This is a genomic window from Knoellia sp. p5-6-4 (assembly GCF_029222705.1).
GTDB lineage: Bacteria > Actinomycetota > Actinomycetes > Actinomycetales > Dermatophilaceae > Pedococcus_A.
This window is the reverse complement of sequence record NZ_JARGZF010000002.1, coordinates 852,118-864,478: the sequence shown is the minus strand read 5'-3', so window position 1 is coordinate 864,478 and position 12,361 is coordinate 852,118. Positions and strand designations below refer to the sequence as shown.

At 72.3% G+C, this 12,361-nt stretch carries 12 protein-coding genes; 9 read left to right on the top strand and 3 right to left on the bottom strand.

The annotated features are described in order from the left end of the window. Nucleotides 1-102: 102 nt before the first annotated feature. From raiA to secA, 6 genes are all read left to right on the top strand, one after another. Nucleotides 103-774: a ribosome-associated translation inhibitor RaiA gene (raiA, locus tag P2F65_RS15570; RefSeq protein WP_275809698.1), complete on the top strand. Its 672-nt coding sequence runs from the start codon at nt 103-105 to the stop codon at nt 772-774. Between the two features lie 104 nt (nt 775-878). Next, nucleotides 879-1,577 carry a response regulator transcription factor gene (locus P2F65_RS15565; RefSeq protein ID WP_275809695.1) on the top strand — a complete coding sequence of 233 codons (699 nt, stop codon included), beginning with the start codon at nt 879-881 and terminating at the stop codon, nt 1,575-1,577. Continuing rightward, on the top strand, nt 1,574-2,800 hold the full coding sequence (locus P2F65_RS15560) for a crosslink repair DNA glycosylase YcaQ family protein (protein ID WP_275809692.1): 1,227 nt from the start codon (nt 1,574-1,576) through the stop codon (nt 2,798-2,800). The genes P2F65_RS15565 and P2F65_RS15560 overlap by 4 nt, the downstream gene beginning before the upstream one ends. Nucleotides 2,801-2,874: 74 nt before the next feature. Beyond that, complete coding sequence (locus tag P2F65_RS15555; RefSeq protein WP_275809689.1) at nt 2,875-4,218, top strand: MFS transporter; 1,344 nt, start codon at nt 2,875-2,877, stop codon at nt 4,216-4,218. A 21-nt stretch (nt 4,219-4,239) separates the two neighbouring features. After that, nucleotides 4,240-4,545: a GNAT family N-acetyltransferase gene (locus tag P2F65_RS15550; RefSeq protein ID WP_275809686.1), complete on the top strand. Its 306-nt coding sequence runs from the start codon at nt 4,240-4,242 to the stop codon at nt 4,543-4,545. A gap of 172 nt (nt 4,546-4,717) precedes the next feature. Then, nucleotides 4,718-7,618, top strand: coding sequence for a preprotein translocase subunit SecA (gene secA / locus P2F65_RS15545; RefSeq protein ID WP_275809683.1), 2,901 nt, complete (start codon nt 4,718-4,720; stop codon nt 7,616-7,618). 85 nt (nt 7,619-7,703) lie between these two features. Here the strand turns inward: secA and P2F65_RS15540 are convergent, their stop codons facing one another. Both P2F65_RS15540 and P2F65_RS15535 read right to left on the bottom strand, forming a co-directional pair. Continuing rightward, the gene (locus P2F65_RS15540; protein WP_275809679.1) at nt 7,704-8,288 is read right to left on the bottom strand and encodes an Rv3235 family protein; all 585 of its coding nucleotides are present in this window, start codon (nt 8,286-8,288) and stop codon (nt 7,704-7,706) included. Then, the gene (locus P2F65_RS15535) at nt 8,285-9,145 is read right to left on the bottom strand and encodes a hypothetical protein (protein ID WP_275809677.1); all 861 of its coding nucleotides are present in this window, start codon (nt 9,143-9,145) and stop codon (nt 8,285-8,287) included. The genes P2F65_RS15540 and P2F65_RS15535 overlap by 4 nt, the downstream gene beginning before the upstream one ends. Nucleotides 9,146-9,300: 155 nt before the next feature. Between P2F65_RS15535 and P2F65_RS15530 the strand changes: the two genes are divergently transcribed. Continuing rightward, a complete protein-coding gene (locus P2F65_RS15530; protein ID WP_275809674.1) occupies nt 9,301-9,864 on the top strand; it encodes a hypothetical protein in 564 nt (187 codons plus the stop codon). A 64-nt stretch (nt 9,865-9,928) separates the two neighbouring features. Here the strand turns inward: P2F65_RS15530 and P2F65_RS15525 are convergent, their stop codons facing one another. Continuing rightward, on the bottom strand, nt 9,929-10,153 hold the full coding sequence (locus P2F65_RS15525; protein ID WP_141777395.1) for a helix-turn-helix domain-containing protein: 225 nt from the start codon (nt 10,151-10,153) through the stop codon (nt 9,929-9,931). Between the two features lie 237 nt (nt 10,154-10,390). On the opposite strand from P2F65_RS15525, the gene P2F65_RS15520 reads away from it, so the two are divergent. After that, nucleotides 10,391-11,062, top strand: a complete 672-nt coding sequence (locus P2F65_RS15520) for a hypothetical protein (protein WP_275809667.1) — start codon at nt 10,391-10,393, stop codon at nt 11,060-11,062. After that, the gene (locus tag P2F65_RS15515; protein ID WP_275809665.1) at nt 11,059-12,345 is read left to right on the top strand and encodes a hypothetical protein; all 1,287 of its coding nucleotides are present in this window, start codon (nt 11,059-11,061) and stop codon (nt 12,343-12,345) included. Before P2F65_RS15520 ends, P2F65_RS15515 begins: the two co-directional genes overlap by 4 nt. Nucleotides 12,346-12,361 lie beyond the last annotated feature (16 nt).

Sequence of the window (12,361 nt, the reverse complement as noted above, 5' to 3'; positions counted from 1 at the left end):
GAGCGGGCGGCCGGCGGAGCCGGCGAGGGGAGTGGTGCCGCGGTTGACGAGGGCTTCGCAGGCCCGTCTCATGCACCCCACGAATCCCCCAAGGAGGACACTGTGGAGATTGTCGTCACCGGACGCAACATGCAGGTTTCCGATCGGTTCAGGTCCCACCTCGACGAGAAGCTCGCCAAGATCCCGCAGCTCGCGCCGCGGGCGCAGCGCGTCGACGTGGTCGTGACCCACGAGCCGAACAAGCGCCAGGCCAAGGCCTGCGACCGGATCGAGATCACCTGTCATGTGAAGGGCCCCATCGTGCGGGCCGAGGCCTGTCTTGACGACAAGTACGCCGCACTCGACCTGGCCATGGACAAGCTCATGGAGCGCCTGAGGCGGGCCCACGACAAGCGCAGGGTCCATCGAGGCCGTCACGCCCCGGAGTCGGTGGCCCAGGCGACAGCGCGCCTCGCGCCCTCGCTCAACGGCGTGAGTGGGGAGCACGCCCACGGGGGTGAGGAGGAGGAGCACGAGCCCTTCGGGGCCCAGGGGAACTCACCCATCGAGGTGCGCGAGAAGGTCCACGCCACCACACCGATGACGCTGGACCAGGCCGTGAACGAGATGGAGCTCGTCGGACACGACTTCTACCTCTTCCACGACAGCGACACCGACAAGCCGAGCGTCGTCTACCGCCGCCGCGGCTGGTCCTACGGCGTCATCCACCTCGACGTGGACCGCCACGGGCAGCCGCTGGCAGCGCCGCTGGACGAGATGGAGAAGGTGAGCTGACCACCCGTTGAGCGGCGGCGCCTGCCCCGTGACCTGCGCCCATGCGAGGACAGGTCAGCTGAAAAGGGCCGGTGCCGCCGCTCACGCATGACAGGATGTGCACCGTGAACGCAGGGGAGAGCGCGCAGACGGCGCAGGAGCCCATCCGGGTGGTGATCGCCGACGACCACGTGCTGTACCGACGCGGTCTCCAGACGGTCGTCACCCAGGAGGAGGACATCGACATCATCGGCGAGGCGAGTGACGGCCAGGAGGCCATCGACCGCACCGTCGAGATGTTGCCCGACGTCGTGCTCATGGACGTGCGGATGCCGCGCGTGTCGGGCATCGAGGCCTGCGCCGCGATCAAGAGCCAGGTCCCGTCCACCAAGATCATCATGCTGACGATGTCGGACGAGGAGTCCGACCTCTACGAGGCCGTCAAGGCCGGGGCCAACGGCTACCTGCTCAAGGACGTGCCCGGCGAGGAGATCGCCGCTGGCATCAAGGCGGTCATGGGCGGCGACTCGCTGATCTCCCCGTCGATGGCCTCCAAGCTGCTGGCCGAGTTCGCGCAGATGAGCAAGAAGAGCCCCGACCGCCCCACCACCGTGGGCGCTCCGCGACTCACCGAGCGCGAGCTCGAGGTGCTCAAGCTCGTGGCGCGCGGGATGGCCAACAAGGAGATCGCGCACCAGCTCTTCATCTCCGAGAACACCGTGAAGAACCACGTCCGCAACATCCTGGAGAAGCTCCAGCTCCACTCGCGCATGGAGGCGGCCATGTATGCCGTGCGCGAGAACCTGCTCGACCCCGAAGAATGACGGTTGCCGGACGCCTCACCGCTGCGCCGTCGGCCCCCGAGCCGGTCCGCCTGACCAAGGCCCAGGCTCGGCGCATCGCGCTGGCGGCCCAGGGCTTCTCCGACCCCCGCCCTGGCCCGGGTGCGGTCACCATGCGCCACCTCCAGCGCGTCATCGACCGGGTCGGCGTCGTCCAGATCGACAGCGTCAACGTCCTCGTTCGCAGCCACTACCTGCCGTTCTACTCCCGCCTCGGGCCCTACGACCGCGCACTGCTCGAGCGTGCGCGCGACCGGGCGCCGCGCAGGCTCGTCGAGTACTGGGCGCACGAGGCCAGCCTCATCCCGCCGCAGACCTGGCCGCTGCTCGACTTCCGCATGCAGCGGGCGCTCGACGACTCGTGGGGCGGCATGCAGCGGGTCGCCCGCGACCACCCCGAGCTCGTCGACGCGGTGCTCGGCGAGGTCGTCGCCCGTGGCCCGCTGACCTCCCGGCAGGTGGAGGTCGCCCTGGAGCACGACCTTCCCCGAGAGCGCGACGAGTGGGGCTGGAACTGGTCATTGGTCAAGAACGCCCTCGAGCACCTGTTCTGGTCGGGTCAGATCACCAGCGCCGGCCGCACCCAGCAGTTCGAGCGCCGGTATGCCGCGCTGGAGCGCGTGCTGCCCCGTGACGTCGCCCCCCTGGCCCTCGACCCGTCCCTGCGACCGACGCACGAGCAGGCCTGGCGCGAGCTGGTCATGATCGCCGCCCGCGCCCACGGCGTCGGCACCGAGCAGTGCCTGCGCGACTACTTCCGGCTCAAGCCCGAGCAGGCCCGGCCCGCCATCGCCTCCCTCGTCGAGGAGGGCGCCCTCCTGCCCGCCACCATCGACGGGTGGGCGCGCCCGGCATACCTGCACCCGGAAGCCCGCCGGCCACGACGCGTGACCGCGCGGGCCCTGCTGAGCCCGTTCGACTCGCTGATCTGGCAGCGCGACCGCACCGCCGCGCTGTTCGACTTCGCCTACCGCCTCGAGATCTACGTGCCGGCCCACCTCAGGGTGCACGGCTACTACGTGCTGCCCTTCCTCCTCGGCGAACAGCTGGTCGCCCGCTGCGACCTCAAGGCCGACCGGGCGGCCGGTCTGCTGCGCGTGCACGCGGTGCACTGGGAGCCGGACGCCCCGCCGGAGGCTAGGCCGGCGCTCGAGGAGGAGCTCGCCTCGATGGCCGGCTGGCTGGGCCTGGGCTCCGTCGGCTGACGAAGGCGGGATCCTGCCGCTCATTGGCCGGATACGCCTGTCGCCCCACCGGTGGTGCGCGTTATGTTCCGCCGGTGCCCACCACCGCCGGTCGACGTCGCCGCCTCCACCGTGCCTGGTGGGTGGCGCTGGTCGTGCTCGGGGCCCTGGTGGCGGCGGCCGGGTTCCGCTCGTCCACGGGGGCGCTGCTCGAGCCGCTGGAGAGCGAGTTCGGCTGGTCCCGGGCCACCACGTCCGGAGCCGTCAGCGCCAACCTCGTCATCTACGGCCTCACCGCACCCTTCGCGGCAGCCCTCATGGAGCGGTTCGGCATCCGCCGGGTGGTGAGCGGCGCGCTCCTGCTCGTGGCGGCCGGCAGCGGCCTGACCCTCGTCATGACCGAGGCGTGGCAGCTGTGGCTGCTCTGGGGCCTCGCGGTCGGCGTCGGCACCGGGGCCATGGCGCTCGTGCTCGGGGCGGTCGTCGCGAACCGCTGGTTCGCCGAGAACCGGCGCGGGCTCGTGACCGGCATCTTCGGCGCTGCCAACGCCACCGGCCAGCTGGTCTTCCTGCCGGGCATCGCTGCCCTCGCCACCGGGCCGGGCTGGCGGTATGCCGCGCTGGTCACCACCGTGGCGGCCGTGCTCCTCGTGCCCGTGGTGCTGTTCGTCGTCGCCGACCACCCGCACGACGTCGGCACCCACCCGCTCGGGGCGCAGCCGCACGAGATGGGGGAGAGCCAGGCGCTGATCGCGCCGCGGGCGGCCTCACCCGCCCGGATGGCGGTGCAGACCCTGCGCGACAGCTTGGCGAGCCGCACGTTCTGGATCCTGGTGGGCACCTTCTGGATCTGCGGCTGGTCGACGAACGGCCTCATCGGCACCCACTTCATCCCCGCCGCTCATGACCACGGCATGCCGCAGACCACCGCGGCCGGGCTGCTGGCCCTGGTCGGCATCTTCGACATCGTCGGCACCGTGGCCTCCGGCTGGCTCACCGACCGGGTCGACCCGCGCTTCCTGCTCTTCGGCTACTACAGCCTGCGTGGCCTGGCGCTCCTGGCCGTGCCGTCGCTGCTCGGCCCGCAGGTGCACCCCAACCTGTTCCTCTTCATCGTCTTCTACGGGCTCGACTGGGTGGCCACGGTGCCGCCGACCATCGCCCTGTGCCGTCGGCACTTCGGCGTCGCGCGATCGAGCGTCGTGTTCGGCTGGGTCTTCGCCTCGCACATGGTCGGCGCCGGGGTGGCCGCCAGCTACGCAGGCTGGGTCCGCAGCTCGACAGGGGAGTACCTGGCCGCCTGGCTGACGGCCGGCGCGCTCTGCCTCGGCGCCGCCGCCGCCTGCCTGGCCATCGCCCGGACGACGGGCGCAGGCAGGGGGCCCGCCGGTCCGCAGCCGCGGCCGGCTCTCGAGGGCGCCGGGGAGCGGCACGCCTGACGGGTGTGTTGAATGGGACCCATGGCGCACACCGACACCGTGATCACCCGCAACGACGAGGCCGGCCGGTACGAGGCCCACGTGGATGGCGCGCTCGCGGGCTTCGCGGAGTACACCCTCACCTCGACGGTGATCACGTTCACCCACACCGTGGTCGACCCCGCCTACGAGGGGCAGGGCGTCGGCTCCGCCCTCGCCAAGGGCGTCCTGGACGACGCCATCCAGCGCGGAGACCGTCGCATCAAGGTGGTCTGCCCGTTCATCAGGGCCTGGATCGGGCGCCACCCCGGCTACCAGCACCTGCTCGAGGGCGCGCCGCAGTCCTGAGCGGCGCCCGCGTGCCGGCCACCCGGCATACGGTGGTGGGAACCGGCCCGCGGGGCCGGGGCGTTGCGCCTTGAGGGGCGCATGGTGTGGGGGGTCACACCGCGCCGACCGACTCGACTAACCTAGGCGGGGCCGTCTGACGAGGACGGCCGCAAACTCCAGGAGATACTGCGTGGTCAAGATCGTCGAAAAGCTGCTGCGAGCTGGTGAGGGACGCACCCTCAAGAAGCTGCAGGGCGTCGCTGCCCAGGTCAACGCGATCGAGGAGGACTTCGAGAAGCTGACCGACGCCGAGCTGCGCGCCGAGACCGATGTCTTCCGCAAGCGCCTCGCCGACGGGGAGACCCTCGACGACATCCTGCCCGAGGCCTTCGCCGCGGTGCGCGAGGCCTCCAAGCGCACCCTGGGCAAGCGGCACTTCGACGTGCAGCTCATGGGTGGCGCCGCCCTGCACCTCGGCAACGTCTCCGAGATGAAGACCGGTGAGGGCAAGACCCTCGTCGCGACGCTGCCGTCGTACCTCAACGCGCTGACCGGCAAGGGCGTGCACGTCGTCACCGTCAATGACTACCTCGCGGAGTACCAGTCCGAGCTCATGGGCCGCGTGCACCGCCTGCTCGGCCTCGAGACCGGCTGCATTCTGGCCTCGATGACCCCGGAGCAGCGCCGGGCCGAGTACGCCAAGGACATCACCTACGGCACCAACAACGAGTTCGGCTTCGACTACCTGCGCGACAACATGGCCTGGTCGATGGAGGAGCTCGTCCAGCGCGGCCACCACTTCGCCATCGTCGACGAGGTCGACTCCATCCTCATCGACGAGGCCCGCACCCCGCTCATCATCAGCGGCCCGGCCGACGCGGCGACGAAGTGGTACACCGAGTTCTCCAAGATCGCGAAGATGCTCAAGCGCGGCGAGCTCGAGTCCGGCGAGGGCGACTACGAGGTCGACGAGAAGAAGCGCACCGTCGGCGTGCTCGAGGCAGGCATCGCCAAGGTCGAGGACTACCTCGGGATCGACAACCTCTACGAGTCGGTCAACACGCCGCTCATCGGCTACCTGAACAACTCCATCAAGGCCAAGGAGCTGTTCAAGCGCGACAAGGACTACGTCGTCATGAACGGCGAGATCCTCATCGTCGACGAGCACACCGGCCGCCTCCTCGCCGGCCGCCGCTACAACGAGGGCATGCACCAGGCGATCGAGGCGAAGGAGGGCGTCGAGATCCAGAACGAGAACCAGACCCTCGCCACGATCACCCTCCAGAACTACTTCCGCATGTACGACAAGCTCTCGGGCATGACGGGCACCGCCCAGACCGAGGCGGCCGAGCTGCACTCGATCTACAAGCTGGGCGTCGTGCCGATCCCGACGAACCGGCCGATGATCCGCAAGGACCAGGCCGACCTCGTCTACCGCACCGAGGAGGCCAAGTTCTCCGCGGTGGTCGACGACATCGTGGAGAAGCACAAGCAGGGTCAGCCCGTGCTCGTCGGCACCGTCAGCGTCGAGAAGAGCGAGTACCTCTCCGACCAGCTGCGCCGCAAGGGCATCCCGCACGAGGTCCTCAACGCCAAGCACCACGAGCGTGAGGCCGCGATCGTCGCCCAGGCGGGTCGCAAGGGCGCCGTCACCGTCGCCACCAACATGGCCGGTCGAGGCACCGACATCATGCTCGGCGGCAACCCCGAGTTCATGGCCGTCGCCACTCTCAAGCAGCGCGGCCTCGACCCGGTGGAGACCCCGGAGGAGTACGAGGCCGCCTGGGACGACGCGCTCGCCAAGGCCGAGGAGTCCGTGGCCGCGGAGCACAACGAGGTCACCGAGCTCGGCGGCCTCTACGTGCTCGGCACCGAGCGCCACGAGTCGCGCCGCATCGACAACCAGCTGCGCGGTCGCTCCGGCCGTCAGGGCGACCCGGGCGAGTCCCGGTTCTACCTGTCCCTGCAGGACGACCTGATGCGCCTGTTCAACGCGGCGATGGTCGACCGGTTCATGACGACCGCGAAGATGGACGACAACGTCCCGATCGAGTCCAAGCTCGTGACCCGCTCGATCCAGAGCGCGCAGGGCCAGGTCGAGGGCCGCAACTTCGAGATCCGCAAGAACGTCCTGAAGTACGACGACGTCCTCAACCGCCAGCGCACCGTCATCTACGACGAGCGCCGCCGGGTGCTCGAGGGCGAGGACCTGCACGAGCAGATCCGCCACTTCGTCAACGACGTCGTCAACGGCTACATCGACGCCGAGACGGCGGAGGGCTTCCCCGACGACTGGGACCTCGATCGCCTCTGGACCGCGCTGAAGACGCTCTACCCGGTGTCGGTCACCCCCGAGGAGGTCGAGGAGGCCGCGGGCGGCCGCAGCGCCCTGACCGCCGACGTCCTGCGCGAGCAGCTGCTCTCCGACGCCCACCACGCCTACGACGCCCGGGAGGAGGAGCTCGGCGCCGAGGTCATGCGCGAGGTCGAGCGCCGCGTCGTGCTGTCCGTGCTCGACCGCAAGTGGCGCGAGCACCTCTACGAGATGGACTACCTGCAGGAGGGCATCGGCCTGCGCGCGATGGCCCAGCGCGACCCGCTCGTGGAGTACCAGCGTGAGGGCTTCCAGCTCTTCCAGGCGATGATGGAGTCGATCAAGGAGGAGTCCGTCGGCTACCTGTTCAACGTCAACGTCGAGGTGGAGAAGCCGGCTCCGGCCGTCGCTCCGGTCAGCGTCTCCGACATGCTGGCCGGCTCGGGCATCCCCACCGCAGCCGAGGAGCCCAGCCCGGCGGCCGAGGCCGCTCCGGTCGGCGAGGACGTCCTCGCCGCCGCCCCCGCGGGGGAGAGCGAGGAGGAGCGGGCCGAGCGCGAGCGCATCGCGATCCGCGCCAAGGGCCTCGAGCAGCCGGTGCGCGCCTCGCAGCTGCACTACTCGGCTCCCACCGCCGAGGGCGGCGTCGAGGTCCGCGACGTGGGCTCCACCGGGGCGACCCTGACGCAGGAGCAGCTCGACGAGACCCCGAAGAACGCGCCCTGCCCCTGCGGCTCGGGCAAGAAGTTCAAGATGTGCCACGGGGCCAAGGCCTGAGGGTCCCCCCTAACAGCAGGGTGAACGCGCCGGCAGCAGCCGGCGCGTTCACCTTTGCCCCAGCTGCTCGGCCGCCCTCAGCTGGTCAGCCGACCTGGAGCGCCTCGATGCGCCAGCGGCCGTCGACGCCGACGAGCCGCATCGCCAGCGCCCTGACGCGCGGGCCGTCGAGCACCACCGCGCAGGCCTCGGCGACCCCGTCGGCGGGCTCGCACACCCGCACGCTGCGGACCACGGCGCGGCGGGCGGCCGTCGAGCCGCGGCGCGCCGAGACGGCCCCGCGACGCGCGACCACGGCATAGACCTCGGGCGTGGTCCAGCGCAGGATCTGCGGCGGCTGCCGCAGGCCCGACATCACCTCGACCACCGCCTGGGCCAGGTGCCCGGCCCAGTGGACCGGGTCGGGCAGCCCGCTGCGGCCGGTGGCCTGCGGCCCGAAGAGCTGCTCGTCGCTGGCCGAGGCGAAGTCCACCGCCAAGGCGTCCTGGATGTAGCGGGGGCCGCCCCGCGCGCCGTCGGGCGGCAGGGCGCCGGAGCCGGCGGGGGTGGCCTGGGGCAGCAGCGCAGGGCGCGGCTGCGGGATGGGCAGCACCCGGATCGGCTGCAGCGCAGGGCCCGGACGTGCGGGCCTGCTTCCTGCCTCCGCCGCGGGGTTCCTCGCCGCGCTCACCGGAGGGCTCCGGTCGCGACGGGCACGCGGAGCACCTGGCCCGGCAGGAGGAGGCCGGGGTCGGGCCCGATGACTGCGCGGTTCGCCTCGTGCCAGCGTGGCCACTCCGCTGCGACCTCGGCGTCGGTCGCCTCGGGGCCGAGGTGGTGGCGCACGAGGTCCCACAGGGTGTCTCCGCGGCGTACGACGGCATCGAGGCGCTCCCCGGCCGGTGGCGCGGTCGCCACCAGCCGGGTCGACGGCTGGGGGCGCACCGGTGGGCGGCTCGGGGTCCATCCCGGCGCGGGCGGCGCAGGGACCTCGCTGCCGGCAGCGGACGGCTTCTCAGGGGGCACGGGGGAGGAGCCGAATCCGGGTGACGGGGCGGTGGACGAAGGGGCGGGTGCGGAGGCGGACGTGGGGGTGGGGCTGGATGTGGGGGTGTGGGCGAGAGGGCTGGGCAGCAGACCAGTGGCCCGGAAGCCCGGCGACGCGGCCGTGCCGGCGGCGGCGGAGGTCCCGGTGCCCTCGGCGAGGGCGGTGCCGGGTGCGAGGGCGCCGGCCAGGCTTGCGCCGACGACCACCGCCGCGAGGCGGCGCACCATTCGCGGCGCGCTCTGCTCCGCCGCCCGGCGGCACCAGAGCCCGACCCGCCCCGGCAGGTGACCGAGCAGGGCGAGGACCAGGCCCGCCCACAGCCACGCCGCGACCACGGCCCCGCCGAGCGCCACCACCAGGGTCAGGGCCTGCTGCGGGCTCGCGGGCGTGGGTGCCCCGACCTCCCGGACCAGCGACACCGCCACCACGCCCAGCCAGCCCCCGGCGAGAGGAATGCCGACGCCCGCTCCGATGACCCTGCCGATCTGCGCTCCCTGCATTGGTGCCCCCAGTGTTCGTTTGCCTTCGTTTGCGTTCAGGTGCAGTCAGGCACGTTTGCCTGCGTTTGGCAAGGGGTGCTTTCGCGAGGCTAGGCTTCGAGCGCAGCGGCGGGGCGCGGAGGCCGCCACGGGCCGGCGACAGATCGGGGGGTGTCATGCGTTGGGAGCGGCTCTTCGCCGACCTCGAGGGGCAGTGGGAGGCGGAGGCTCGCCGCGACCTCGACCAGGAGGTCGCGGACCGCACGCGGCGCGAGCGGGCGACCGTGGGGCTGTACGAGCGCCTGGCCGCCTCGGTCGGTGACTCGGTGAGCCTGCGCCTGGTCGCCGGCCCGCCGCTGGCCGGCGTCGTGGCCGACGTCGGCGACGGGTGGCTGCTGCTCGGCGGCGAGCTGGGGCGGGCCGCCCTGGTGCCGCTGGCGGCAGTGGCAGCCGTGACGGGCGTCGGCGCCCGGGCATCGGAGTCGGCCCTGGGCAGGCGCTTCGGCCTCGGCTACGCCCTGCGTGGGCTGAGTCGTGACCGTGCGGTCGTGGCTCTCACCGACGTGGCCGGCGCCGTGGCGACCGGCACCATCGACGCGGTCGGGTCGGACTGCTTCGACCTCAGCGAGCACGCGCCTGAGGAGCCCAGGCGCTCCGCGAACGTCACGGGCCGGCTCCTCGTGCCGTTCTCGGCCGTGGCGTGCCTGCGCCCGGCCGGCGCTCCGGCCTCCCTGGAATGAGCGGACCCGCCCGGCGAGGGGCGGGTAGGGTCGAGTCGAGGGTCGCGGGCATGGCGCGCCCGCCTCACTCCGGGTTCTGGCCGAAGGGGTGCGCCGCCACGAAGCTCTTCGTCTCGTCGTACATGCGCTGGATGTAGCTCTCGAGCTCGGACACCTCGACGCGCCACTGCCCTCGGCCGCCGACCTTGATGGCGGGCAGCTCGCCGGAGCGGACAAGGGCGTATGCCTGGGCGGAGGAGATATCGAGCACCTCGGAGACCTCCGAGAGCTGGATGAAGCGCTTGGTCACGGCTGCCCCTGCCTTTCCCTTGGACAGGAGGTTACCTGTCCTTGACCAAATTTTTACCATAAGCGTTCGGCTGCGTCTGCTGATTGCCGTCAGTCTCGCATCACCGCGATTTCACCGCATTGAACGGTCAAGACCTGTGGACATCCCCGCCACTGTGGACTGGACGAACCGCAGCGTGGCCCGGTGCGCCATGATGACGCACCAGACCGCAGCCAGTCAGCAAGGGGGAGCCACGTCGTGCCCGACATCGCCACGCCCAGGGCCGCGCGCCTACAGAAGCCGTCGTGGAGGGACACGCGTCTGCTGGTCGGCATCCTGCTGGTCCTCGCCGCCACCGTGCTGGGGTCGCTGACCGTGGCGGCCGCCGACGACCGCGTGCCGATGTATGCCGCGTCGGGCCAGCTGGTCCCCGGCCAGCCGCTCAGCGCGGATCGGCTCACCCGCGTCGACGTCCAGCTCGGGGACCGCGCGGAGCGCTACCTCTCCGCCTCGTCGCCCCTGCCGCCCGGCGCCCACGTGCTGCGCGAGGTCCGTCCCGGCGAGCTGGTACCCCTGTCGGCGATCGGCAGCAAGGAGGACGTCGACCTCCAACCGCTCACCCTCGTCGTCGACTCCCGCTCGGCCGCACCGCTGGTCGTCGGCTCGGTGGTCGACGTCTACGTCAACCCGGTGAACCCCGAGGGCGACGCGGCAGGGCGCGACTTCGAGGGCGCGCGGCTCGCGCTCGAGTCGGCCACCGTGGCCGGGCTGCCACAGACCGGTGGGCGGCTCAGCGGCTCGCAGGCCGAGCGCGCGGTGCAGGTGATGGTGCCCACGGAGCGGATCCGGGACCTCATCGGCGACGTCGACCTCGGCGCCAGGGTCACCCTCGTGCCGGTGCCCGGGTCACCTCTGGGCGGGGACCAGTGAGCACGGCGGTCCTCACCGCCGTCAGCCACCAGTGGGAGAGCGAGCTCGTCACCTCTCTCGAGTCGGCCCCCGGGCTGACGGTCGTGCGCCGGTGCGCCGACCTCGCCGACCTGCTCGCCGCCGCCTCGGCAGGGCTGGCCGACGTCGCGGTGGTCTCCGCCGACCTGCGCGCCCTCGACCGGGCGGCGCTGCACCACCTCGCGAGCCACGGGGTGCGTGCGGCCGGCGCCGTTGCGCCGGGTGACGAGGCCGCCGAGCGGCACCTGCGCCAGCTCGGCCTCCACGTCGTGGTGCGGGCCGACGCCGCACCCCACGAGATCGAGGACGCCCTCGTCGGGCTCGAGGCGGCCGAGGCCCCGGGATCCGAGCCAGGCACCGGCGAGCCCGGTGCGAGTCCGGACGGCGACCGCGAGGGCCTCGGCGAACAGCTGGACGGCGACACGTGGCGGCCCGTGGAGCAGTGCCGCCTCATCGCGGTCTGGGGGCCCACCGGTGCGCCCGGCCGCAGCACGGTGGCCCTCGGCCTGGCGGCAGAGGCGGCCGCCGCCGGCTCGCGCACGCTCCTCGTGGACTGCGACACCTATGGCTCGTCCATCGCTCAGGCCCTCTCCCTGCTCGACGAGGCGCCGGGCATGGCGGCCGCAGCCCGCGCAGCCGACCAGGGTGCCCTCGACCTCCCCGCGCTGGCCCGGCTCGCGCCCGAGGTGAGCCCGCGCCTGCGGGTGCTGACCGGCATACCCCGTGCGGAGCGGTGGCCGGAGCTGCGCGCCCCGGCGGTGGAGCACGTGCTCACCGTCGCGCGGCAGCTGGCGGAGGTCGTGGTCGTCGACTGCGGCTTCGCCATCGAGGACGACGAGGAGCTCAGCTACGACACCCTGGCGCCCCGCCGCAACGCCGCCACCCTGACCGCGCTGGAGCAGGCCGACGACCTGCTGGTGGTGGGCAGCGCCGACCCGATCGGGCTCCAGCGACTGGTGCGCGCGGTGCAGGACGTGGGCAGCATCCCCTCGCCGAAACCCCAGGTGGTGGTCAACAGGGTGCGCGCCTCGGCGGTGGGCAGCCGGCCGGAGCGGCGCATCAGTGAGGCGCTGAGCCGGTTCTCGGGGATGGACGACCTGCTCTTCCTGCCCTGGGACCAGCACACGCTCGACGGGGCCCTGTTCGCCGGCAGGACGCTGCTCGAGTTCGCGCCGCAGTCCGAGCTGCGCCGCGCGATGGCCGCCGTGGCGGCCCGGTGTGGCGTCGCCGCACCCGACCCGGCTGGAGGCCGGCGCCGTCGCTGACGGTGCGGTCGGCGTC